This is a genomic window from Thermomonas fusca, from assembly GCF_005862345.1.
GTDB lineage: Bacteria > Pseudomonadota > Gammaproteobacteria > Xanthomonadales > Xanthomonadaceae > Thermomonas > Thermomonas fusca.
In genome coordinates, this window is sequence record NZ_SROY01000001.1 from 651,902 (window position 1) to 676,249 (window position 24,348).

The window sequence follows — 24,348 nt, forward strand, 5'->3', positions numbered from 1 at the left end:
GGCACGATAGCGGCGCGCTGGCGATGCCACAATCGGCGCATGGACGATGTGCTTTCCGCCGAGATGCAGGCCCTGTCCGCGCGCGCCCTGCAGCGCCTGCGCGCGGCGGGCTGCGCGATTGCCGACGAAGCGGCGCTGGCGCGGCTGGCGCTGGCCAGCGACTTCGCCATCGATGCGCTCATCCGCCAGCCGGAACTGTTGCCGCAGTTGCAGGCCGATGCGTCGGCGCCGCTGCCCGCGCCGATGCTGGAGGCGGACAACCAGGGCGAATGGGCGCGCCTGCTGCGCCGCTACCGGCAGGCGGAATCGACCCGGCTGGTGTGGCGCGACGTGGTCGAGGGCGCCGATGTCGAGGAGATCCTCGCCGGCAGCAGCGCGCTGGCGGAAACCTGCCTGCGGCTGGCGCTGGACGCGCTGGAAGCCGACTTCGCGCGCCGCTTCGGCAGCGTGCGCGATGCCGACGGCGCGCCGCAGCGGCTGGTGGTGTTCGGCCTCGGCAAGCTCGGCGGGCGCGAGCTGAACTTCAGTTCCGACATCGACCTGGTCTACGCCTACGAGCACGACGGCGAATCCGATGGCGCGCGCAGCCTGCATGCGCAGGACTATTTCGCGCGGCTGGGCCAGCAGCTGGCGAAGCTGCTGGACGAGGTGACCGCGGACGGCTTCTGCCACCGCGTCGACCTGCGCTTGCGCCCGTTCGGCAACGCCGGGCGGGTGGCGCTGTCGTTCGCGGCGATGGAGCTGTACTTCCAGCGCGAGGGCCGCGACTGGGAGCGCTACGCCTGGCAGAAGGCGCGCTGCGTGGCTGGCGACATCGCCGCCGGAGAACGCTTCCTGGAGGCGCTGCGGCCGTTCGTCTATCGGCGCTATCTGGATTACGGCGCGCTGGACGGGCTGCGCGCGATGAAGGCGATGATCGCCGCCGAAGTGGCGCGCAAGGACATGGCCGGCGACATCAAGCGCGGGCCGGGCGGCATCCGCGAGATCGAGTTCCTGGCGCAGGCGCTGCAGCTGATCCGCGGTGGCCGCGAGCCGGCGCTGCGCCGTCGTCATCTGCTGGCGACGCTGCAGGCGCTGGCGCAGGCCGGGCACATGGAAGCCGAGGCGGCAGCGGCGCTGGCGGCGGCCTACCGCTTCCTGCGCCGGCTCGAGAATCGCTTGCAGATGCTGGCCGATGCGCAGACTTATGCGCTGCCCGAGGACGGGCTGGCGCGCGCGCGCCTTGCCGCCGCGTTGGGGCATGCGGACTGGCAGGCATTGGATGGCGTGTTGGCGTCGCAGCGGGCGAAGGTGGCGGAGGAGTTCGACGCATTGCTGGCCCCGCGCCGCCGCCGCACGTCCGCTGGCGACGAGCTCGCCACTTACTGGCGCGCGCTGCCCGACCACGGCGAGGCCGCGCAGCTGGAAGCCGCGGGCTTCGAGCATGCCACCGAGCTGCACGCCAGCCTCTGCGATTTCGCCCGCGCGCCCGGCGTGCGCGACCTGTCCGACGCCGCGCGCGCGCGCCTGGACCGGGTGCTGCCGGCGCTGCTGCAGCAGGCCGCCGCGTCCGATACGCCCGATGCGGTGCTGCGGCGGGTGCTGCCGCTGCTGCACACGATCCTGCGCCGGGCCAGCTATCTGGCATTGCTGGACGAACAGCCGGCGGCGCTGGCGCGGCTGGCCAGCGCGCTGGCGCGCAGCGCCCTGCTGGGCGAGCGCCTGGCCGCCTATCCGCTGCTGCTGGACGAGCTGCTGGACGTGCGCGTGGGCGGTGAACTGCCGGACCGCGCCGCCATGCAGGCGCAATGCGCGGCCACGCTGCGCGATGGCGACATCGAAGCTTCGCTGGATGCGCTCAACGAAGTGCGGCAGGCGCTGAGCTTCCGCTTCGCGCTGGCGCTGCTGGACGGCCGCATCGATGCGCAGGCCTGCGCCCGTCATCTGGCCTGGCTGGCCGATGCGGTGGTCGCCTGCGTGCTGCGGCTGGCCGACGGCGAGCTGCGCGGTGCGCACGGCGCCATCGACGGCGGCCGCTTCGCCGTGCTCGGCTACGGCACCCTGGGCGGAGAAGAGCTGGGCTTCGGCTCCGACCTCGACCTGGTGTTCCTGTTCGACGCGCCGGCGGATGCCAGCTCCGACGGCGCGCGGCCGCTGGACGCACCGCGTTGGTATGCGCGGCTGGGGCAGAAGATCGTCTCGCTGCTGGGCGTGCGCACCGGTGCCGGGCGGCTGTTCGACGTCGACGTGCGGCTGCGCCCGGATGGCGCCAAGGGACTGCTGGTGTCCAGCCTGTCCAGCTTCAGCGACTACCAGCGCAATCGCGCGTGGACGTGGGAGCACCTGGCGCTGGTGCGCGCCCGCGCGATCGCCGGCGACGCCTCGCTGGCCGAAGCGTTCGAGGCGCTGCGCGCGCAGGTGCTGGCGCAGCCGCGCGATGGCGGCAAGCTGGTCGAGGACGTGTCCGCGATGCGGCGCAAGATGCGCGCCGAGCTGGACCGCAGCGACGCCGCCATGATCGATCTCAAGCAGGGCGAGGGCGCGCTGGTCGACCTGGAATTCCTGCTGCAGTTCCTGGTGCTGCGCGATGCCGGCGGCCAGCGCGCACTGCTGGCATCGCGCGCCACCGGCGCACTGCTGGATGCCGCGCAGCTGGCCGGCGATTTCGATGCGGTGGTTCACCTCGCGCTGCGCGAGGCGCACGCCGCGCTGCTGGACACCGGCCTGCGCTGCACCCTGGACCGACGCCCGCGCCGCGCCCCGCGCGATGCACGCATCGAACTCGCCTGCGCGACGATCCGCGCGGCAACGCGGGCGCAGGGGCTGGGCTTCGACCAAGCGTAGGCCGCGTCCAACCCAGCCGCGATGCCCCTCCTACAACGGCAGCGCCAAGCGCCGACGGACTTCCTGCGCGATGCGCGCGGTCTCGCGCAGCGGCTCGACGGCGAACGGCGCCAGCGTGTCGTCCAGCGCCCGCGCGCGCCGGCTTTCGATGAGCGCATCGAGGAAGGCGCGTGGTCGTCCCTGCAGCGCCTGCGGCGACCACAGGTACAGCGGCGCGCGGGTGGCCGCGGCTTCGCTGAGCATGTTCACCGAATCGGGCGTGCAGACGATGCGGTCGGCGCAGGCCAGCAGCCCGGCGTAGGGATTGGCGCCATCGCCGGTATCGCGCCAGCGCAGCCCGGGCAGGTGCGGATCCACGCCCGCCATCGCGTCGCGCCAGGCCGCGGGCGTGCGCCGCGAGGCGATGGCGCTGAAGCTGCCACCTTCGGCCCGTGCCTGCGCGGCCAGCCGCTGCAGCAGCGCCGCGAAGCCGGCATCGTCCAGCGGCGCGTGGCGGGTCGGGCCGCCCACCAGCAGCACGCTGTGCGGCGCGGGCAGGGCGGCCAAGGACGGGAACGCGGCGATCGCGCACAGCAGGTAGTCGTCATCGACCGGATGCAGGCTGCCGAGGCTGGCGATGACGTTGTCGCCGCGCAGGCCGTCGTGCGCCGGCGCTACCACGATGTCCCAGTGCCGGCTGGCGATGCGCGGATCGAGGATCTGCACCGCCTTCGTGCCGCGTGCGCGCAGCAGGCGGGTGGCCAGCGCCGCCTGCCGGCCGCAGCCGATGACGAGTGTGGGTGGCGCATTGCAGGCCGCCTGGAACGCGCCGCCGAACGCCGCGCCGGCACCGGGCAGCTGCCGCGGTGCCAGCCAGCGCCACGGTGCCCGCGCTTCCAGCGTGATCTCGACGGGACGGATGTCCAGCGCGTGTGCCAGCGCCAAGGCCTGGCGCGCGTTGCCGGCGCGCCCGTCGTGGAGCGCCAGCGTTGCCGATGGGGGGCGCGCAGCGGAGCGTCGTTGCATGGGTGGCATCTATTCGTTCCGAATATGCTGCATTACATGCGCCCGTGGAACCATACACTGTGCGCCATCGCCCTCACGATACAGAGATTGCCATGTCCCAGCCGCTTCCCGGTACCGCGCTCGACCAGCTGTTCCGCACCGCCCGCACCTACAACGCCTTCACCGGCGAGGTGTCGGACGAGACCCTGCACCAGCTCTACGAACTGCTGAAGTTCGGCCCCACCGAGGCCAACACCACGCCGGCGCGGATCGTGTTCGTGAAGTCGGCCGAGGCCAAGGCCAAGCTGGGCCCGGCGCTGTCCGAAGGCAATTTCAAGAAGACCATGGGGGCGCCGGTGGTGGCCATCGTCGGCTACGACATGCGCTTCTTCGACAAGCTGCCGGTGCTGTTCCCGCACACCGATGCCAAGCCGTGGTTCGAGCACCGCGACGAAGCCAACCTGGCGTGGGTGGCGATGCGCAGCAGCGCGCTGCAGACCGCCTACCTGATCCTGGCGGCGCGCTCGCTGGGCCTGGACTGCGGCCCGATGACCGGCTTCGACAACGCCAAGGTCGACGAGGCCTTCTTCGCCGGCACCCCGATCCGCTCCAACATCCTGGTCAACCTCGGCCACGGCGACCCCGCCAGCATCTTCCCGCGTTCCCCGCGCCTGGGCTTCGACGAAGCCTGCCGCATCGCCTGATCCGTTTCCCGCCTCTTCATTCCGCCATTTCCGGAGCCACCGCATGAACACCACCGTCCGCAACCTGTTGTTGCCGATCGCCATCGCCGCCGCCGTCGCCGCCTGCAGCAAGCCGGCCGAGCCCGCCGCCAGCGCCGCTGCAACGGCCGAAGCCGCGGTCGCCGCGCCGGTCGAAGCCGCGCCCGCCGCCGAGGCGATCACCGCGGTGTCCGGCACCTACCAGCTCGACCCCACCCACACCGACGTGCTGGCGCAGTGGACCCACTTCGGCTTCTCCCAGCCCAGCGCGCATTTCGGCATCAGCGAAGGCACGCTGGTCTATGACGCCGCCGACGTGACCAAGTCCAGCGTGCAGGTCAGCATGCCGATCACCGGCATCGACACCTTCGTCGACAAGCTCGACGAGCACCTGCAGAGCGCGGAGTTCTTCGACGCCGGCAAGTTCCCGAACGCCACCTACAAGAGCACCAGCGTGGCCGCGGCCGGCACCAACAAGCTGACCGTCAGCGGCGAGCTGACCATCAAGGACATCACCAAGCCGGTGACCCTGGAGGTGACCCTGAACGGCGCCGGCGAACACGCGATGCTGAAGAAGCAGGCGATCGGCTTTTCCGCCACCGCCACCATCAAGCGCAGCGACTTCGGCGTGGGCGCCTATGCGCCGAACGTCAGCGACGAGGTGCAGCTGCGCATCACCACCGAAGGCACGGTGGCCGACGCGGCTGCCGACGCCGTGCCTGCGCAGGGCTGATGCGATGATCGTCGAACGCCCATCCGCCGCCCGCGGCACAGTGGACATGGGGTGGCTGCACAGCCACCACACGTTCTCGTTCGGTCACTACTACGATCCGGCATGGATGGGCTTCGGCGTGCTGCGCGTCATCAACGACGACACCGTCGCCGCCGGCGGCGGCTTCGCCCCGCACCGCCACGCCAACATGGAAATCATCAGCGTGGTGCTGGACGGCGCGCTGGCGCACAAGGACAGCGCCGGCAACGAAGGCGTGATCCGCGCCGGCGACGTGCAGTGGATGAGCGCCGGCCACGGCATCGAGCACAGCGAATACAACGGCTCGGACGCCGCGCCGGTGCACTTCCTGCAGATCTGGATCCAGCCGGCCCGTCTCAACCATGCGCCGGCCTACGACCAGAAGCATTTCGCACCGGACGCACGCCGCGCACGCTGGGTGCTGCTGGCATCACCGGATGGCGCCGACGGCAGTATTTCCATTCGCCAGGACGCCAGCCTGCGTGCCACCCGCTTGCTGCCGGGCGACGCGCTGGCAGCGGCGCTGGACCCGGCCCGCCGCTACTGGCTGCACGTGGCCACCGGCGAGGTCGCGGTGGGCGAGCGCGTGCTGGCCGCCGGCGATGCGCTGGGACTGTCCGGGGAAGGCGGTGCGTTGGCGCTGCGCGGCATCGGCGCGAGCAGCGACGTGCTGCTGTTCGATCTCCCTGCATGACCGTGTCCGCCCTTCCCGCGACAGCGGGAATGGCGGATGCGCGGTAAACTGGCCGCGTTCCCGCAACCGCGCCGCATTCGCCATGGCACAGCCCGTTTCGCCCGCCCCGTCGTCCGCCCGTGCCCAGCAGACCTACGAGGTGCATCGCGCCGACCTGCCGCTGAGCTGCCCGCTGCCGTCGATGGCGGTGTGGAACGAACATCCGCGGGTGTATCTGTCGATCGTCGAAGATGGCGGGCGCAGCCAGTGCCCGTACTGCGGCAGCATCTACGTCCTGGTCGACTGAGCCCGCGGCGCCGGCGATGCGCCGCCTGACCGTGGTGCAGCTGCTGCCGGCGCTGGAGGCGGGCGGCGTCGAACGTTCCACCCTGGAAATCGCCGACGCGCTGGTGCGCGCCGGTCATCGCGCCGTGGTCGTCTCCGCCGGCGGCCGGCTGCTGCCGCAGTTGCAGGCGCTGGGCGGCCAGCACGTCGCGCTCGCCATCGGCCGCAAATCCCCGTTGAGCTTCCGTCACCTGCCGGCGCTGCGCCGCGTGTTCGCGGGCGCCGATATCGTGCACGCACGTTCGCGGCTGCCGGCGTGGCTGGGCTGGCTGGCACTGCGCGCAATGCCGGCTGCGGCGCGCCCGCATTTCATCACCACCGCGCATGGCCTGAATTCGCCGTCGCGCTACAGCGCGATCATGGCCCGCGGCGAGCGCGTGGTCTGCGTGTCGGAGACGGTGCGCGGGCATCTGTTGCGGCATTACCCGCAGGTCGATCCCGCGCGGCTGGCGGTGATTCCGCGCGGCATCGACCCGGCCGCCTTTCCGCGCGCAGCGATGCCGGACCGCGCCGCGCGCGCGCAGGTCGCGGCGCTGCACCCGCAGCTGGGCGGCGACGGCCCGCTGCTGCTGCTGCCGGGGCGCGGCACGCGGCTGAAGGGCCATGCCGACGCCATCGCCCTGCTGGCGGCGCTGCGCGCCGATGGCGCGGACGCACGGCTGTGGATGCCCGGTGCGCTGCAGGCCGGGCGCGAGGATTACATCGCCGAGCTGATCGCGCTGGCGCGCGCCGCGGGCGTGGAGGCGGCGCTGGCGATGACCGCGCCGACCGCAGGGATCGCCCAGGCCTACGCGGCCTGCGATCTGGTGCTGCAGCTGTCGCGCAAGCCGGAAGCATTCGGACGCACGGTGGTGGAGGCGCTGGCGGTGGGCCGGCCGGTGCTGGGCTGGGCGCATGGCGGGGTTGGCGAGCTGCTGGCCGAGCTGCAGCCGGCAGGTGCGGTCGCGCCGTTCGACGCCGGCCAGTTGGCCGCCGGCGCTCGCGCGCTGCTGGCCGCGCCGCCGTCGCCGCCGGCAGCGATGCCCTATACCCTGCAGGCGATGCAGGAGGCGACCTTGACGCTGTACCGGACGATGGTGGACGCATGAACGCACGAACGATGCAGCCCGGCGGCGTGGCCGACTGGCGCTGGGCGCCTGCCTGGGTACTGACTTTCGTCGCCCTGTGGCCGGTACGCGGGATCGCCGAGGCAGTGCTGGTGCTGGGCGCGCTGGCCGGGCTGGTGCGGCTGGTCGGCAGCCGCTTCCGCGGCGGCGGTGCGCTGCTCAGCGGGCCGGCGTGGGCGCTGACCTCGGTGCTGTTCGCCGCCTACTGGCTGCCCGAGCTCATTGCCGCGATCGACGCGCGCGATCGCCTGCACGCCTTCGGTGAGGTGCTGATCGACCTGCGCTATCTGCCGTTCCTGTGGGTGGCCGCCGCGGCCGTGGCCAGCGAGGCCGGCCGTCGCCGCACCTTCGGCGGGCTGGCGGTCATCGCGCTGGTGTGGACGCTGGATGCGCTGGTGGAGGCGGTCTGCGGTACCAGCCCGCTGTTCTGGCTGCTGGACCAGGCCAAGCATGCGCTCAGCGGCCACGGCATGTGCACCGCCAGCGAGGTGGAGGCGGCCGACCGTCTGGCCGGCGTGCTGGGCCCGTGCAACCTCAAGCTGGGGATCGTGCTTGCCAGCCTGTCGCCGTTCGCGCTGGCGGCGGCGAGGCAGCGGTTGGGCCAGCTGGGCTGGCTGGCGGCGGCGTCGGCGATCGGGCTGGTGGTGATCCTGGCCGGTTCCCGCGCGTCATGGCTGACCTATGCGCTGGTGCTGCTGTGGACCGGCTGGCGCGCGCTGGGTGGGCGCAAGTTGATGGCGGTGTTCGCGGCCGGCGCGCTGATGCTGGTGGTGGCCAACGTGCTGTCGCCACAGGTGCACGAACGCGTGCAGCGCACCACCCTGGCGCTGACCGCGCAGCCGGGCGGGATGGACGCGGCACTGTCCGGGCGCGGCCGGATCTGGTCGGCGGCGCTGTGCATGGTGCGCCAGCATCCGCTCAATGGCGTCGGCCCGCGCGCTTTCCGCGACGAGTTCGCGGCTTGCGACCCGCAGCCGGGCAGACCGGCTGCCTGGGGCAGCGGCGTCGCCTTCCATGCCCACCAGATCGTGCTGGAGGTGCTCAGCGAAACCGGCGTCATCGGCCTGCTGCTGTGGCTGGCCGGCGCCGCGCTGGGCTGGCGGGCCTGGCGCTATGCCGACGCGGACGCGCGTGAACGCGCACGCCCGGCGATGCTGGCGCTGGCGGTCAGCGTGTTCCCGCTCAACACCCACCTCGCGGCGTATTCGACTTTCTGGGGCAGCGTGCTGCTGCTGCTGGCGGCCCTGTACGCCGGCAGCCTGTGGGGCCGTGAGGCGCAGGGCGCGCCGCCTCAGTCGTAGCGCGAACGTCCGTCCGGCTGGCGCTTGAAGCGCCGGTGCAGCCACAGGTACTGGCTGGGCGCCTGCCGCACCATCGCCTCGATCGCCGCGTTGACCGCGGCGGAATCGGCCACCGCGTCGTCGGTGGGAAACGGCGCCAGCGGCTGGCCCACCTGCAGCACGTAATCCGCGCCCTCGCGACGGTGGAAGAACGGCACCACCGCGCAGCCGGTCATGCGGGCGAACTGGTGGGTGGCGGTAATGGTGGCGGAGGGAATGCCGAAGAACGGCGCGAACACCGTGTCCTTGCCGCGCATGTCCTGGTCCGGCGCGTACCAGAGCACGCCGCCGCGCTTGAGGTGACGGATCGCCGCGCGGGTATCGCCGTTGCCGAACATCGCGCTGGCATAGCGCAGGCGGCCGCGCAGCACCGCCCATTCCATCACCGGACTGCGGTGCTTGCGGTACATGCCGGCCAGCGGCACGTGGTCGCACAGCAGGCGGCCGCACAGTTCCAGGGTCATGAAGTGCCCGGATACCAGCAGCACGCCGCGGCCTTCGGCCTGCAGGCGCTGGAGGATCTCCAAGCCCTCGATGCGGGCGCTGGCGCGCATCGGCGCGACCTCGCCCCACCAGGCGCGGGCGAATTCGAACAGGCCGATGCCGACGTCACGGAAGTTGGCGCGCAGCAGCGCCTCGCGCGCGGGCCCATCCAGTTCCGGCAGGCACAGCGCGAGGTTGGTGCGCGCGGCCTCGCGCCGATCCGGCAGCAGGCGCAGTGCCAGCCAGCCGACCGCGGCGCCCATGGTGCGCTGCAGTCCCCAGGGCAGGCGCGCCAGCGCCATGCACAGGCCGACGCCCAGCCACACCGGCCAGTGGCGCGGGGCGAACGACGGGCGGTCGGGTGGGGTCGAAGTCATGCAGGGATTCTACCGGGCGCCGCCGTCTCAGCCTGGATTGCCGGGGCCGTGTTGCCGCGTTCGCGTCCGTCAAATCAAGGAGGAGATGCCGGCCGCAGGGCGGCATCGGGGGACATTCGCGGACGCGGACGCGGAAACACGGCGCGCGCGGAATCGCCGTCATGGCTATCCTGTGCGGATGCAGGCCGATCTCACCGAACGCGTGCTGCGCGGCCTGTATTCGGCCGCGCTGTACCTGCTTGTGCCGGTCACGCTGTACCACCTGGTCTGGCGCGGCTTCCGCCAGCGCGCCTATCTGCAGCGCTGGGACGAGCGCTACGCCAGTTATCCGGAAACCGTGCCCGCGGCGCCGCTGTGGCTGCACGCGGTGTCGGTGGGCGAGGTCAACGCCGCGGCGCCGCTGGTGAACCGGCTGCGCGCGCTGCGCCCCGACCTGCAGCTGGTGGTCACCACCATCACCCCCACCGGCTCCGAGCGGGTGCGCGCGCTGTGGGGCGATGCGGTCACCCACGTCTACCTGCCCTACGACCTGCCCGGCGCGGTCGGCCGCTTCCTCGACCGCTTCCGCCCGGCGCTGGCGCTGATCGTGGAAACCGAGCTGTGGCCGAACCTGCTGTTCGGCTGCCGCGACCGCGGCATTCCCACCTACATCCTCAACGCGCGGCTGTCGGCGCGCTCGCTGCGCGGCTACCGCGTGCTGGGGCCGTTGATCCGGCGCGCGCTGGGCAGCGTGCACCGGGTGGCGGCGCAGTCCGAGGACGATGCGCGCCGCTTCCTCGAACTGGGCGCGCTACCCGAGCGCATGCAGGTCACCGGCAACCTGAAGTTCGACATGGCGGCGGTGGATACCGGCGCCTTCGTTGCCGAATGCCGCGCGGGGCTCGGTGCGGAGCGACCGGCGTGGATTGCCGCCAGCACCCACGAAGACGAAGAGGCGGCGGTGCTGGCCGCCCATCGCAGCCTGCGCGAGAGCCATCCCGATGCACTGCTGCTGTGGGCGCCGCGGCATCCGGAGCGCTTCCGCGCCGCCGTGCAGGGCGCGCGCGAGGCCGGCTTCGCGGTGGCTTCGCGCAGCGAGGACGGCTGGCCGCGCCGCGACTGCGCGGTGTTCGTGGTCGACACCCTCGGCGAGCTGCTGCGCTTCTATGCCTGCGCCCAGGTGGCTTTCGTCGGCGGCAGCCTGCAGGCGATCGGCGGGCACAACCTGCTGGAGCCGGCCGCCACCGGCACCGCCATCCTCAGCGGTCCGCACCTGCACAATTTCGCCGACATCGCCCGGCGCCTGCGCGAGGCCGGCGCGATGCGGATCGTGACCGACGCGGCCAGCCTGGCCGCAGCGCTGCGCGGCCTGTTCGACGATGCCGGCGCGCGCCGGCAGCTGACCGACAGCGCGGCGCAGCTGCTGGAAGATGGCCGTGGCGCGCTGGCGCGCACGCTGGCGCTGATCGAGCCGGCGCTGCCGGCGGCATAGCCGGCGATCGTCGCGCGCAAACGGAAAGAGCGGGGCAAGCCCCGCTCTTCGATCCGCAACCGTGTGACCGCCGCCCGGACCTCAGCGCGCCGCCAGACCCTGGTCGATGGGCTTGTCGGTGGTCAGCAGGCGGTTCACGTCCTCCAGATCCGAGATTTGCAGGGTGCCCGCCGCCTGTTCCAGCAGCAGGCGGTTCTGCAGGAAGTTGTACTTGGCCTGCGCGAAGGCCTGCTGCGCCGAGAACAGCGTGCGCTGGTTGTTCAGCACGTCGAGCACGGTCCGGGTGCCGACTTCCAGGCCGACCTGCGAGGCATCGTAGGCGCTCTGCGCGGACACCAGTGCCAGCCGGCGCGCCTCGACTTCGCTGATGCCGGCCACCAGCGCCTGGTAGGCGTTGCGCGTGCTGCGCTCGAGCGCGCGCTTCTGCTGTTCCAACTGGTCGCGCGCGACGTCGCGCTGGGCCAGCGAGCTGCGCACGTTGGACTGGGTGGCGAAGCCGGAGAAAATCGGGATGCTCAGGGTGATGCCGACGCTGGTGTTGGCGTCGTTGTTGCCGAAGAACGAAGGGTTGTCGTACAGGCCGGGAATGGCCTTGCCGTACGAGGCCTGCAGGCCCAGCGTCGGGTAGTGGCCCGAACGCGCGGTGGCGACGTTGGCTTCGGCCGCTTCCACGTCCGCGCTCTGCGCCTTGAGCGAGGGGTTTTCGGCAAGCGCGGTGGTCACCCAGCCCTCGGCATCGCGCGACTCGGGCAGCGCCGGCTTGAAGTCGTCCGGCAGGCCCTTGAGGTTGGCGACCGGGGTGCCGGTGATTTCGACCAGCGCCTGGTAGGCGTCCTGCACCGCGTTGCGGGCGAGGATGGAGTTCGCGCGCGCCGCGTCGTACTGCGCGCGCGCCTCGTGCACGTCGGTGATCGGCGCCAGGCCCACTTCCAGACGCTTGCTGGCGAAATCGAACTGCTTCTTCAGCGCCGCTTCCGCGGCCTCGGCGGCGGTCAGTGTTTCCAGCTGCACCAGCACGTTGAAATAGACGGCGGAGGTGCGGGTGATGAGGTTGTGGCCGGCGGCTTCCAGGTCGAAGGCGCCGGCGCGGTCCTGCGCCTTGGCGGCGCGCAGCGCGGTGTAGTTGCCGTAGTCGAAGATCGACTGCTGCGCGCCGACCCGCCACGAGGCGCTGCGCGAGGTGCCGTCACCCTGGCCGTCGTTGTCGATGTCGCCACGGTTGGCGAGGTCATATCCGACCGTGCCGTTCACCTGCGGCAACAGCGAAGCGCGCGCGAGCACCGGGCGCTCCGCAGCCACCGCACGGATGGATTCGGCGGCGGCGAACTGCGGGTCGCTGCTGCGCGCGTTCTGGTAGCTCTGGAGCAGGTCGTCGGCCTGGGCCGCGGCGGGCAGCAGGGCGAGGGCAAGGGCAAGGGCGAGCGGGCGACGCAGCATGGGTGGGGGTCCTTGGCGGCTTTACAGGGTGAAGGCGGGCACCGGCTCGGCGCCCGCGAGATAGGGAAGATCGGTTTCAAACAACGATTCGACGCGACTGCCGTTGACCGTGCGATGCACCAACGCCGCGTCCATTGCCGGCGAATGGCCGTGCACCACGAACATCCGGCCGCCCGGGTTGAGCCATTCGACGAAGCGCGCCGGGATGCTGGCCACCGCGGCGCCGACGCAGATCACGTCGAAACTGCGGCCGGGATTCCAGTCGAGGGCGTCGGCCGCGCGCACGCTGGCGTTGCCGAAGCCCTGCGCCGCCAGCCGCGCCTGCGCGGCCTCGGCGAGGTCGGCATGGCGTTCGATGGCGACCACTTCGCGCGCCAGCCGGGCCAGGCAGGCGGTCAGGTAGCCGCTGCCGGCGCCGATCTCCAGCACGCTTTCGGTCGCGGTGGGCAGCAGCGCCTGCAGGATCCGGCCTTCCAGCACCGGCTTCAGCATGGTCTCGCCGTGCCCCAGCGGCAGCGCGGTGTCGGCATAGGCCAGCCCGCGCAGCGATTCGGCGACGAAGGCCTCGCGCGGCATCCGCGCCAGCGTGTCGAGCACGCGGACATCCAGCACGTCCCAGGGACGGATCTGCTGTTCCACCATGTTTTCACGGGCGCGGGCGAAGTCGATGCTCATGCGGGGATAAATCCGTTGCGGGGAACCGGGCATTGTAGTACCGCCAGCCCCGGTCTGGCGGGCAGTCTGGCCGTACCGGTACACCAGCACGCAGTGCCGGAAGTCACCGCCACCAAGGGCAGGGCGGGGCTTGGTTCAGCCTGCCGGTCAGCGTTTCGCATAGGCGCGCAGGAACAGTTCCACCACGCTGGCGACATGCTCCTGCGCGGTGTCGTGACGCGCGCTGCAGCAGTAGCCGAACACCGCCCGCGCATGCAGTTCGCCCTTGAGCAGGGTGAAGAACTGGCCGGCGGCACGGACGGGGTCGTCGATCTCCAGTTCGCCGGCGGCGATGCGCCGCTCCAGCAGCGCGGTGAAGCCGTTCTGCACGCGCTGCGGGCCGGCTTCCCAGAACGTCGCCGGCATCTGGCTGCCGGTGACCTGCGGCGAGCACAGGATGCGGTGCCCGGCGATCGCCTCCGGGGTCATGATCATCGCGAAAAACGCCTCGCCGATGTCGGTCAGGCGCTCGCGCAGCGGCACCGCGGGGTCGGGCTCGAACAGGCGCGTGGGCATGCCCAGTTCGCAGTGCGCGCGCACCGCCTCGGCGAACAGGCCGTCCTTGTCGCCGAAGTGGCTGTAGACGGTGAGCTTGGACACCCCGGCTTCGGCCGCGATCTGGTCCATGCTGACGCCGGCGAAGCCCTGCAGCACGAACAGCCGCTTGGCGGCGTCCAGGATCGCCGCGCGCTTGGCCAGGTCTTTCGGCCGGCCGGGGCCTGCGGGCTTGCATTCGGGGGTGTTGCGGATCATGCCTTGGATAGTGGACTGCGGAGTTTGACAACTATACCATACCCGTCAGTTCAATATAGAGCGCAAGCCGACGGAGCGGGCATGAAGCTGGAAGGAAACAAGCTGCGCAAGCCGCGGGCGCGTTCGCTGGCCGCCTGCGCGCTGGTGCTGCTGACCCTGGGCGCCTGCGGGCGCGACCCGCAACCCGCCGAGGCGGTGCGCACGGTGCTGGTGGTGCAGCCGGGGGCCGCTGCCGGGATGGCGACGGAAGCCTTCGCCGGCGAGGTGCATGCGCATCAGGAAAGCGCGCTGGCGTTCCGCGTCGGCGGCAACCTGGTGCGGCGGTTGGTCGATGCCGGCGAGGAAGTGAAGCGCGGCCAGCTGCTGGCGGAACTGGACCCGGGCGATGCGCGTCTGCAGGCCAGCGCCGCGCAGGCCGACATGGCCCGCCTGGGCGGCGACCTGGAGCGTTACCGCAAGCTGGTGGCGCAGAAGCTGATCAGCCAGTCGGCCTTCGATGCGCAGCAGGCGGCCTGGCGCGCGGCCCGCGCCAAGTACGAGCTGATGCGCAACCAGGACGACTACACCCGCCTGCGGGCACCCCGTGATGGCGTGATCGCCAGCCGCCAGGCCGAGGCCGGACAGGTGGTGGCAGCCGGCCAGCCGATCTTCCTGCTGGCCGGCGACGGTGGCCGCGAGGTCGCGATCGGCCTGCCGGAAGCGCGCATCCGCGATTTCCACACCGGCCAGCCCGCGGTCGTGGAGCTGTGGAGCGCGCCAGGCAAGCGATTGCCGGGGCATATCCGCGAGATCGCCGCCGCCGCCGACCCGCAGACCCGCACCTACGCCGCGCGCGTCGCCCTGGATGGGGCGATGGCGGCGGACGCCGGGCTCGGCCAGAGCGCCCGCGTGTTCATCGCCGGTGCCGCGGGCGGCGGCCTGCGCCTGCCGCTGGCGGCGGTGCAGCGCGGCGACGGCGGCGCCACCGCGGTGTGGGTGGTGCAGGACGGCAAGGCCCGTCAGCGCGCGGTGCGGCTGGGCGGCTACGGCGAGGACAGCGTGCCGGTGCTGGAGGGCGTTGGCGTGGGTGACTGGGTGGTGGCCGCAGGCGGCCATCTGCTGCGAGAGGGCGAGTCGGTGAAACCGGTCGACCGGCGCAATCGCCCGGTCGCGGCCGGGACGCGCTGAGCCATGGGCGGCTTCAACCTGTCGGCATGGGCGCTGCGCAACCGCGCGCTGGTGCTGTTCCTGATGATCGTGCTGGGCCTGGTCGGGGCCTGGTCGTACCGCCAGCTGGGCCAGTCGGAGGACCCGCCGTTCACCTTCAAGGCGATGGTGGTGCGCACGCTGTGGCCGGGCGCCACCGCCGAGCAGGTGTCGAAGCAGGTCACCGAGCGCGTCGAGAAAGCGGTGATGGGCACCGGCAAGTACGAGTTCGTGCGTTCGTACTCGCGGCCGGGCGAATCGCAGGTCATCGTGATGGCGCGCGACTCGATGAAGTCGAAGGACGTGCCCGAGCTCTGGTACCAGGTGCGCAAGAAGGTCGGTGATATCCGCGCCACCCTGCCGGCCGAGGCGATCGGCCCGTTCTTCAACGACGAGTTCGGCGACACCTTCGGCAACATCTACGCGCTCACCGCGCCGGGCTTCGACTACGCGCTGATGAAGGACTACGCCGACCGCATCCAGCTGGAGCTGCAGCGGGTGCCGGACGTCGGCAAGGTCGAGCTGATCGGGTTGCAGGACGAAAGGATCTGGATCGAGCTGTCCAATACCAAACTGGCCACGCTGGGGATCCCGCTGGCGGCGGTGAAGCAGGCGCTGGACGAACAGAACGCGATGGCGCAGGCCGGCTTCTTCGAGACCGGCAGCGACCGCATCCGCCTGCGCGTGGACGGGCAGTTCGATTCGGTGGAACAGATCCGCGCATTCCCGATCCGCGCCGGCGACCGCACCCTGCGGCTGGGCGACATCGCCAGCGTCAAGCGCGGCTTCGCCGATCCGGCGGCGCCGAAGATGCGCTTCATGGGGCAGGACGCGCTGGGCATCGCGGTGGCGATGCGCGACGGTGGCGACATCATCCGCCTGGGCCGCACCCTGGAGGCCGAGTTCCAGCGCCTGCAGAAGACCCTGCCGGTGGGCATGCAGCTGGGCAAGGTGTCGGACCAGCCGCAGAGTGTGCACGAGGCGATCGGCGAGTTCGTGCGCGTGCTGGCGGAAGCAGTGGCGATCGTGCTGCTGGTCAGTTTCTTCTCGCTGGGCCTGCGCACCGGCATGGTGGTGGCGGTCAGCATCCCGCTGGTGCTGGCGATGACCTTCGCCGCCATGCACGTGTTCGGCATCGGCCTGCACAAGATCTCGCTGGGCGCGCTGGTGCTGGCGCTGGGCCTGCTGGTGGACGACGCGATCATCGCGGTGGAGATGATGGCGATCAAGATGGAGCAGGGCTACTCGCGGCTGAAGGCGGCGAGCTTCGCGTGGGAATCGACGGCGTTCCCGATGTTGACCGGCACGCTGGTGACCGCGGCCGGCTTCCTGCCGATCGCCACCGCGGCGTCGAGCACGGGCGAATACACCCGCTCGCTTTTCCAGGTGGTGGCGATCGCGCTGTGCGTTTCGTGGGTGGCGGCGGTGCTGTTCATTCCGTGGCTGGGCGACAAGATGCTGCCGGACCTGCACGATGCGCATCTGCGTCCGACCTTGATGCAGCGCCTGCGCCAGCGTTTCGGGGGGGCGCCATTCGAACCCGCCACTGCCGCGCACGCGCACGATCCTTACAACAGCGCTTTCTACCGGCGCCTGCGCGGCTGGCTGGGGTTCTGCCTGCGCCATCGCTGGCTGGTGATCGGCGTCACCGTGGCCGCGTTCGTGGCCTCGATCGCGCTGTTCCGCTTCGTCCCGCAGCAATTCTTCCCGGATTCGGTGCGGCCGGAGCTCATGGTGGACCTTGAGCTGGCGGAAGGCAGCTCGCTGCGGTCCACCGATTCGCAGGCACGCAAGCTCGAAGGGCTGCTGAAATCGCGCGAAGGCATCGAGAACTACGTCGCCTACGTCGGCACCGGTTCGCCGCGCTTCTACCTGCCGCTGGACCAGCAGCTGCCGGCCGCCAACTTCAGCCAGTTCGTGGTGCTGGCCAAGGATCTGGAGGCGCGCGAGGCGACCCGCCGCTGGCTGATTGAGAAAGTCGCGCCGCAGTTCCCCGAGCTGCAGCTGCGCGTCACCCGGCTGGAGAACGGCCCGCCGGTGGGCTACCCGGTGCAGTTCCGCGTCTCCGGCGAGGACATCGGCCAGGTGCAGGCCATCGCCCGCCAGGTGGCTGGCAAGGTGCGCGCCGATCCCGACGTGGCCAACGTCAACCTCGACTGGGGCGAACCCAGCAAGGTGGTGCGGCTGCGCATCGACCAGGACCGCGCCCGCGCGCTGGGCGTGAGCAGCGCGCAGCTGGCGCACTTCCTGTCCGGCTCGCTGTCGGGGCTGTCGGTCAGCACCTACCGCGAGGACAACGAGCTGATCGAAATCCTGTTGCGCGGCACTGGCGAAGAACGCACGCGGCCCGACCTGCTGGGCAGCCTGGCGGTGCCCACGCCCGGCGGCAGCGTGCCGCTGGCGCAGATCGCCACGCTGGAGTACGGCTTCGAGGACGGCATCATCTGGCATCGCAACCGCCTGCCGACGGTGACCGTGCGCGCCGACATCCGCACCGACGCGCTGACCCCGCCGACGGTGGTGGCGCGGCTGCTGCCTACGCTCGACGGCATCCGCGCCGCGCTGCCGGAAGGCTATCTGCTGGAGACCGGCGGCACGGTGGAGGATTCGGCGCGCGGGCAGAACTCGATCAAGGCCGGACTGCCGCTGTTCCTGCTGGTGGTCACCGCGCTGCTGATGCTCCAGCTGCGCAGCTTCCCGCGCACCGCGCTGGTGCTGCTGACCGCGCCGCTGGGGCTGATCGGGGTGGTGCTGGCGCTGCTGCTGTTCCGGGTGCCGTTCGGGTTCGTGGCGATGCTGGGCACGATCGCGCTGGCCGGCATGATCATGCGCAACTCGGTCATCCTGGTGGACCAGATCCAGCAGGACATCGATGCCGGCCACGATCGCTGGCACGCGATCATCGACGCCACCGTGCGCCGCTTTCGCCCGATCGTGCTGACCGCGCTGGCGGCGATCCTGGCGATGATCCCGCTCTCGCGCAGCGCCTTCTACGGTTCGATGGCGGTGGCGATCATGGGCGGGCTGACGGTGGCGACCCTGCTGACCCTGTTCTTCCTGCCAGCGCTGTACGCGGCCTGGTTCAAGGTACGCAGGGACGAAGCCGGCGCCTGACACCGGCTGCCGAGGCGGCAGCGCGATGCTAGATTGGCGGCGGGCAGGCGCAAGCCTGCCCGCGCAGTATCAGGGGGCGGTCTTGCACAGCGGAAACACCGGAATCGACGGCGGCAACATGCCGCGCCTGCGCAGGCCCTGGCTGCTGCTGGCGCTGCTGTGGCTGCTGGCCGTGCCGGTGGCCTGGGCGGCGCCGGCCACGCGCCATTACACGCTCAGCGGCTGGACCATGGAGGACGGCCTGCCGCATCCGCTGGTGCACGTGGTGGCGCAGGATCGCGACGGCTTCCTGTGGGCCGGCACCTGGGAAGGCGTGGTGCGCTTCAATGGGCGCGGCTTCAGCCTGTTCGATCGCCAGAACGTGCGCGGCATGGAGCTCGCCGGCGTCTACAGCATCCTGCCCGAAGCCGATGGCGGCGTGCTGTTCGGTACCGCCCGCAACGGCATTTTCCGCTATTACCAGGGCGACTGGCAGCGCGTGGGTGGCGAAGCCGCGCGCACGCTGGCGGCGTCAGCCCTGTGGCGCGGACGCGACGGCGCGCTGTGGTTCGCATCCGGCAGGCGACTGCTGCGGCTGGACGGCCATGGCCTGCAGGACGCCGGCAGGATGGCGGGCCTGCCGGCCGGCGAAGTGCTTGCGCTGGCGGAAGACAAGGACGGTGCGCTGCTGGTGGCGGGCGAAGCCGGGCTGCATCGCATCACGCAGGGCCGCGCACAGCGCTGGGGCTTGGACTGGGTGGCGCCCGGTGCGGCAACCGCATTGCTCGCCGATGGCCGCGGCGGCTGGCTGGCCGCGCATGATGGCGGCGTGCGCTGGCGGCATGCCGATGGTCGCATCGAGCGCATCGATGTTGGCAGGCGGGTCAGCGCGATGGTGCTGGACGAGCGCGGGGTGCTGTGGATGAACCTGTCCGACGGCCAGCTGCTGCGCCGAGATGCCGACGGCAGCCAGTGGCCGATGGGGATTCCCGGCACGGTCAACAAGGCATTGCTGCTCGACCGTGAGGGGCTGGTCTGGGTCGGCAGCAGCGATGGCCTGTACCGGGTCGCCGATGGCCAGGCCAGCGGCCTGACCCGGCGGGATGGGCTGGCCAGCGATTACGTCCGCAGCGTGCTGCAGGATGAGCAGGGTGCCTACTGGATCGGCCATGCCGATGGCCTGTCGCGCTGGTCGCAGGGGCGCATGCAGACCATCCGGCTGGGCCCGGGCCGCGACGCGCACGACACCTCGGTGCTGTCTCTGGCCCAGCGCGACGGCAAGCTGTGGGTGGGCACCTACGACCTCGGCGTGCTGCAGCTGGATGCGCAGGGGCGGGTGCTGCAGCGCCTGCGTCTGGGTAGCGGCACCCAGCCGGTGGTCCGCGCACTGCTGCCGGAACCCGACGGCAGCCTCTGGATCGGCGGCAACCACGGGCTGGTCCACTGGCGCGACGGCCGGGCGCATCCCTATCTGGGTGGCGCGGGCCAGCCGGACCTCGTCGTGCAGGCGCTGTACCGTGACCCCAACGGCCCGCTCTGGATCGGTACCAACAACGGCATGGCCATGCTCGATGCAGGCGGCCGGTTGCGCCGCTGGGAGCCGGAGTACGACGTGCCCGCGCAGTACTTCTTCGACTTCCTGCGCGATGGCCGCGGCGATCTGTGGATCGCCAGCGACCGCGGTCTGCTGCGCATGCGCGATGGCCGCTTCACGGTCTACGACCATGCGCGCGGATTGCCGCGCGACAAGCTGTTCCGGATCATCGATGACGGCGCCGGCAGCCTGTGGCTGTCCAGTAACACGGGCGTGTTCCGGATAGCGCGGCGCGAGCTGGATGAAATCGATGCCGGCACCCGCACCCAGCTGGCCGTGCACGTGCTGGACCGCAGCGACGGCATGCCCGGCAGCCAGAGCAATGGCGCCAGCCAGCCCGCCGGCTGGTTGACGCGGGAGGGCCGGCTGCTGTTCCCCACCTCGGCCGGGCTGGCGGTGATCGAGCCGCGCGCGGTGGTGACCGGACGCGTCGGCGCGCCGCCGGTGGCATTCGAGCGGATCATCGTGGACGGGCAGGCGCAACCGCTGCGGCCGCTGCTCACCCTGCAGCCGCGCGTCAACCGGCTGGCAATCGGCTATGCCGGGATGAGTTTCCGCGCGCTCGACAAGCTGCGTTACCGCTATCGCCTGCACGGCTATGACCAGGATTGGGTGAGCGCGAGCGCCGACAGCGAGGCTGTGTATACCCGGCTGCCGCCGGGCAGCTACCAGCTGGAAGTGCAGGCGATGGCGATGCCGGTGGATTGGTCCCGCAGCGAACGCATCGGCAGCGCGCGCATGGACATCACCGTGGTGCCCGCGCTGTGGCAGCGGCCGTGGGTGCGTGCACTGCTGGCGCTGGGAGTGGTGGCCGTGGTCGCGTTGCTGGGCTGGTGGCGCACCGCCAGTCTGCGTCGGCGCCAGCGGCAGCTGAACCGGGTGATCGCCGAGCGCACCGAGGAGCTCAGCGAGAAGAACCGCCAGCTGGAAGTAGCCGGCTATCGGCTGCAGCACTTGGCCACCCATGACGGCTTGACCGGGCTGCCCAATCGCCGCGCCGGCGACGCCCAGCTGGTCGGCGCGGTGGCACAGGCACGGGCAGAAGCCAGGCCGCTCAGCGTCGCCCTGATCGACATCGACCACTTCAAACAGATCAACGACCGGTATGGCCATGCAGCAGGTGATGCGGTGCTGCAGGCGGTCGGTGGCGTGCTGGCGGAATTCGTCGCGGAGTGGGGCCTGTTCGCGGCGCGCTTCGGCGGCGAGGAGTTCATGGTCTGTATGGAAGAGCTGCCGCTGGTGGACGGCGCAACGCGTATGCGCGAGCTGCTGGAGCGTATCCGGATGCTGTCGGTGACCACCGAGGAGGGCGCGGAGCTGCACTGCACGTTCAGCGCCGGCGTGGCCGAACTGGTGCCCGGACAGACCCCGCATGCGCTGCTGGCGCTGGCCGATGACCGCCTGCTGCAGGCCAAGCAGCAGGGTCGTAACCGCATCGTCGCCGGCTAGGAGTTCGCCGCCCGGTCGCGGCCGCCATCCAGCAGGGCGATGAAGGCCTGCGTGGCGCGCGATGGCGTGCGCCCGGCGTGGGTGACGCAGCCCAGCTGGCGCGACAGCTTCAGGCCGCTGACCGGCAGGACGCGCAGGCTGCGGTCCAGCATGGTCCGCGGCAGCACGCCCCAGGCCAACCCCACCGAGGCGAGCATCTTCAGTGTCTCCATGTAGTTGCTGGTCATCCGCAGCCGCAGCGGCAGGCCGCGGCGGCCGAAGGCGTCCGCGACGATGCGGTGGGTGAAGGTGTGTGGTTCCGGCAGCACCGCCGGATGCTCCGACAGTTCAGCGAGTGTGGGGCGGGCACGGCGCGCCAGCGGGTGGTTGGGCGCCGCGACGAAAGACAGCGGATCCTCCCACAGCGGTGTAGCCCGCAGCGGCGGCGTGGCGGGCCCGAGGGTGGTCAGCGCCAGGTCGATCCGGCCCTGCAGCACCTCGTTCCAGGCCTGCTCGGAATCCAGGAAGCGGATGTCCAGCTCCACCTGCGGGTATTTCGCTACGAACCGGCGCAGCAGCGGCGGCAGCCGATGCAGGCCGATGTGGTGGCTGGTGGCGAAACGCAGCACGCCGCCGACGCCTTCGCCCACCTCGCGCAGCGCCCGCCGCGCGTCGCCGGCGTCGTCCAGCAGCCGCCGCGCGCGCGGCAGCAGGGTGCGCCCGGCCTCGGTCAGTACCACCTGCCGCCCCAGGCGGTCGAACAGGCGGGCCTGCAGCGACGTTTCCAGCTGGGCGATGCGCTTGCTCACCGCCGGCTGGGTGAGGTGCAGCTGGTCGGCCGCGCTGGAAAAACCGCCGTGCTCGGCCACGGCGACAAAGGCGGCAAGGTTGGCGAGATCCATTGCATTCCGTTCAGGAATCGAATGGATGAAAAATATCCATTTGAGTCATGGAAGGAAAGCCGGCAGTCTGGCCATAGATACGCCGCGAGACGCGCCGATGCCCGGCAAGACCCTGTACGACAAGCTGTGGGAGATGCACGAGGTCAGCCGCCGCGACGACGGCTCCTCGCTGCTCTACATCGACCGCCACATCCTGCACGAGGTGACCTCGCCGCAGGCGTTCGAAGGGCTGCGGCTGGCCGGGCGGAAACCTTGGCGGGTGGACGCCAACCTCGCCACGCCCGACCACAACGTGCCGACCACCAAGGCCGAGCGCGTCGGCGGATTGGCCGCCATCGCCGACGAAATCTCGCGCACGCAGGTGCGCACGCTGGGCGAGAACTGCGCGGACTTCGGCATCCTGGAGTTCCCGATGGACGACCCCCGCCAGGGCATCGTCCACGTGGTCGGCCCCGAGCAGGGCGCCACGCTGCCGGGCATGACCGTGGTCTGCGGCGATTCGCACACCTCCACGCACGGCGCGTTCGGCGCGCTGGCGCATGGCATCGGCACCTCGGAGGTCGAGCACGTGCTGGCCACCCAGTGCCTGGTGGCGCAGAAGATGAAGAACATGCGGGTGACGGTCGATGGCGAGCTGGCGCCGGGCGTGACCGCCAAGGACATGGTACTGGCGATCATCGGCCGCATCGGCACAGCCGGCGGCAACGGCCATGCGCTGGAGTTCGCCGGCAGCGCGATCCGCGCGCTGTCGATGGAAGGCCGCATGACCGTCTGCAACATGGCCATCGAGGCCGGTGCGCGGGTCGGCATGGTGGCGGTGGACGAGGCCACCATCGCCTACGTGCGCGGCCGACCGTTCGCGCCGCAGGGCGAAACGTTCGAACAGGCGGCGGCGCTGTGGCGCACGCTGGTCTCGGATGCCGATGCGGTGTTCGACCGGGACGTGCTGCTGCGCGCCGAAGACATCCGCCCGCAGGTCAGCTGGGGCACCTCGCCGGAGATGGTGCTGCCGGTCGACGCGCAGGTGCCCGATCCGGCGCGCGAAGCGGACCCGGTGAGGCGCGATTCGATCGAGCGCGCGCTGAAGTACATGGGCCTGCGGGCCAACCAGCCGATCACCGACATCCGCCTGGATCGCGTGTTCATCGGTTCCTGCACCAATGCGCGGATCGAGGACCTGCGCGCCGCCGCCGCGGTGGCGCGCGGCCGCCGGGTGGCGGCGACGGTGAAGCAGGCGCTGGTGGTGCCCGGCTCCGGGCTGGTCAAGGCGCAGGCCGAGCGCGAGGGGCTGGATCGCGTCTTCCTCGACGCCGGCTTCGAATGGCGCGAGCCCGGCTGCTCGATGTGCCTGGCCATGAACCCGGACCGGCTGGAAAGCGGCGAGCACTGCGCCTCCACCTCCAACCGCAATTTCGAAGGCCGGCAGGGCACGGGCGGGCGCACCCACCTGGTCAGCCCGGCGATGGCCGCCGCCGCCGCGATTGCCGGCCACTTCATCGACGTGCGGGAGCTGCAATGAATCCGTTCACCAAGCACACGGGCGTGGCGGTGCCGCTGGACCGCGCCAACGTCGACACCGACCAGATCATCCCCAAGCAGTTCCTGAAGTCCATCCGCCGCAGCGGCTTCGGCCCCAACCTGTTCGACCAATGGCGCTACCTCGACGTCGGCCAGCCGGGGCAGGACTGCGCGACGCGTCCGTTGAATCCCGATTTCGTGCTCAACCAGCCGCGCTATGCCGCCGCCAGCGTGCTGCTGGCACGTGCCAATTTCGGCTGCGGCTCCTCGCGCGAACACGCGCCGTGGGCGCTGGCCGAGTACGGCATCCGCGCGATCATCGCGCCCAGCTTCGCCGACATCTTCTTCAACAACAGCTTCAAGAACGGACTGCTGCCGATCGTGCTGGCGGGTGACGTGGTGGATGCGCTGTTCGCGCAGTGCGCGGCGACGGAAGGTTATGCGCTGGCCATCGACCTGCAGGCGCAAACGGTGACGCGCCCGGATGGGGCGCAGCACCATTTCGAGGTCGACGCCTTCCGCAAGCACTGCCTGCTGCACGGGCTGGACGATATCGGCCTGACCCTGCGGCATGTCGATGCCATCCGCGCGTTCGAAGCGAAGCATCGCGCGGCGCAGCCGTGGGTATTCGCGTCGCCGTAATCGCGCG

General features: G+C 71.2%; 19 protein-coding genes. 13 read left to right on the forward strand and 6 right to left on the reverse strand.

All coding sequences use genetic code 11. From position 1 onward, the window contains the following. The first annotated feature begins 39 nt into the window (after positions 1-39). Positions 40-2,823: a bifunctional [glutamate--ammonia ligase]-adenylyl-L-tyrosine phosphorylase/[glutamate--ammonia-ligase] adenylyltransferase gene (glnE, locus tag E5S66_RS03015; RefSeq protein WP_138347360.1), complete on the forward strand. Its 2,784-nt coding sequence runs from the start codon at positions 40-42 to the stop codon at positions 2,821-2,823. Positions 2,824-2,853: 30 nt separating this feature from the next. Here the strand turns inward: glnE and E5S66_RS03020 are convergent, their stop codons facing one another. After that, positions 2,854-3,837, reverse strand: a complete 984-nt coding sequence (locus tag E5S66_RS03020) for a mitochondrial fission ELM1 family protein (RefSeq protein WP_138347362.1) — start codon at positions 3,835-3,837, stop codon at positions 2,854-2,856. Between the two features lie 83 nt (positions 3,838-3,920). Between E5S66_RS03020 and E5S66_RS03025 the strand changes: the two genes are divergently transcribed. The 6 genes from E5S66_RS03025 to E5S66_RS03050 all read left to right on the forward strand — a co-directional run bounded on the left by E5S66_RS03025 (position 3,921) and on the right by E5S66_RS03050 (position 8,705). Further along, a complete protein-coding gene (locus E5S66_RS03025) occupies positions 3,921-4,511 on the forward strand; it encodes a malonic semialdehyde reductase (RefSeq protein WP_138347364.1) in 591 nt (196 codons plus the stop codon). Between the two features lie 43 nt (positions 4,512-4,554). Beyond that, complete coding sequence (locus E5S66_RS03030) at positions 4,555-5,262, forward strand: YceI family protein (RefSeq protein ID WP_138347366.1); 708 nt, start codon at positions 4,555-4,557, stop codon at positions 5,260-5,262. 4 nt (positions 5,263-5,266) lie between these two features. Next, positions 5,267-5,974 carry a pirin family protein gene (locus E5S66_RS03035; protein ID WP_138347368.1) on the forward strand — a complete coding sequence of 236 codons (708 nt, stop codon included), beginning with the start codon at positions 5,267-5,269 and terminating at the stop codon, positions 5,972-5,974. An 82-nt stretch (positions 5,975-6,056) separates the two neighbouring features. After that, complete coding sequence (locus tag E5S66_RS03040) at positions 6,057-6,260, forward strand: zinc-finger domain-containing protein (protein ID WP_138347370.1); 204 nt, start codon at positions 6,057-6,059, stop codon at positions 6,258-6,260. Between the two features lie 16 nt (positions 6,261-6,276). Beyond that, positions 6,277-7,386: a glycosyltransferase gene (locus E5S66_RS03045; RefSeq protein WP_138347372.1), complete on the forward strand. Its 1,110-nt coding sequence runs from the start codon at positions 6,277-6,279 to the stop codon at positions 7,384-7,386. Further along, entirely contained in the window at positions 7,383-8,705 is a 1,323-nt protein-coding gene (locus E5S66_RS03050; RefSeq protein ID WP_138347374.1) for an O-antigen ligase family protein, read from the forward strand. Before E5S66_RS03045 ends, E5S66_RS03050 begins: the two co-directional genes overlap by 4 nt. Here E5S66_RS03050 and lpxL read toward each other — a convergent pair. Beyond that, positions 8,696-9,604: an LpxL/LpxP family Kdo(2)-lipid IV(A) lauroyl/palmitoleoyl acyltransferase gene (lpxL, locus tag E5S66_RS03055; RefSeq protein ID WP_138347376.1), complete on the reverse strand. Its 909-nt coding sequence runs from the start codon at positions 9,602-9,604 to the stop codon at positions 8,696-8,698. The two genes, E5S66_RS03050 and lpxL, sit on opposite strands and share 10 nt — an antisense overlap. 178 nt (positions 9,605-9,782) lie before the next feature. Between lpxL and waaA the strand changes: the two genes are divergently transcribed. Further along, positions 9,783-11,075 carry a lipid IV(A) 3-deoxy-D-manno-octulosonic acid transferase gene (gene waaA / locus E5S66_RS03060; protein ID WP_138347378.1) on the forward strand — a complete coding sequence of 431 codons (1,293 nt, stop codon included), beginning with the start codon at positions 9,783-9,785 and terminating at the stop codon, positions 11,073-11,075. Positions 11,076-11,156: 81 nt separating this feature from the next. On the opposite strand, the gene E5S66_RS03065 is transcribed toward waaA, so the two are convergent. The 3 genes from E5S66_RS03065 to E5S66_RS03075 all read right to left on the reverse strand — a co-directional run bounded on the left by E5S66_RS03065 (position 11,157) and on the right by E5S66_RS03075 (position 13,979). Next, positions 11,157-12,512, reverse strand: coding sequence for a TolC family outer membrane protein (locus E5S66_RS03065; RefSeq protein ID WP_138347380.1), 1,356 nt, complete (start codon positions 12,510-12,512; stop codon positions 11,157-11,159). Between the two features lie 21 nt (positions 12,513-12,533). Further along, positions 12,534-13,187, reverse strand: coding sequence for a protein-L-isoaspartate O-methyltransferase family protein (locus E5S66_RS03070; RefSeq protein ID WP_138347382.1), 654 nt, complete (start codon positions 13,185-13,187; stop codon positions 12,534-12,536). Positions 13,188-13,334: 147 nt separating this feature from the next. Then, the gene (locus tag E5S66_RS03075; RefSeq protein WP_138347384.1) at positions 13,335-13,979 is read right to left on the reverse strand and encodes a TetR/AcrR family transcriptional regulator; all 645 of its coding nucleotides are present in this window, start codon (positions 13,977-13,979) and stop codon (positions 13,335-13,337) included. Between the two features lie 81 nt (positions 13,980-14,060). Between E5S66_RS03075 and E5S66_RS03080 the strand changes: the two genes are divergently transcribed. From E5S66_RS03080 to E5S66_RS03090, 3 genes are all read left to right on the forward strand, one after another. Then, a complete protein-coding gene (locus E5S66_RS03080) occupies positions 14,061-15,146 on the forward strand; it encodes an efflux RND transporter periplasmic adaptor subunit (RefSeq protein WP_138347386.1) in 1,086 nt (361 codons plus the stop codon). Between the two features lie 3 nt (positions 15,147-15,149). Then, a complete protein-coding gene (locus E5S66_RS03085) occupies positions 15,150-18,278 on the forward strand; it encodes an efflux RND transporter permease subunit (RefSeq protein ID WP_138347387.1) in 3,129 nt (1,042 codons plus the stop codon). Positions 18,279-18,360: 82 nt separating this feature from the next. Beyond that, entirely contained in the window at positions 18,361-21,300 is a 2,940-nt protein-coding gene (locus E5S66_RS03090) for a ligand-binding sensor domain-containing diguanylate cyclase (RefSeq protein WP_246037114.1), read from the forward strand. Here the strand turns inward: E5S66_RS03090 and E5S66_RS03095 are convergent. Continuing rightward, a complete protein-coding gene (locus tag E5S66_RS03095) occupies positions 21,297-22,181 on the reverse strand; it encodes a LysR family transcriptional regulator (RefSeq protein ID WP_138347389.1) in 885 nt (294 codons plus the stop codon). The two genes, E5S66_RS03090 and E5S66_RS03095, sit on opposite strands and share 4 nt — an antisense overlap. A 97-nt stretch (positions 22,182-22,278) precedes the next feature. Here E5S66_RS03095 and leuC point away from each other — a divergent pair, with 97 nt between their 5' ends. Together leuC and leuD are read left to right on the forward strand one after the other, a co-directional pair. Further along, a complete protein-coding gene (leuC, locus tag E5S66_RS03100; protein WP_138347391.1) occupies positions 22,279-23,700 on the forward strand; it encodes a 3-isopropylmalate dehydratase large subunit in 1,422 nt (473 codons plus the stop codon). Further along, positions 23,697-24,341: a 3-isopropylmalate dehydratase small subunit gene (gene leuD, locus E5S66_RS03105; RefSeq protein ID WP_138347393.1), complete on the forward strand. Its 645-nt coding sequence runs from the start codon at positions 23,697-23,699 to the stop codon at positions 24,339-24,341. The genes leuC and leuD overlap by 4 nt, the downstream gene beginning before the upstream one ends. Positions 24,342-24,348 lie beyond the last annotated feature (7 nt).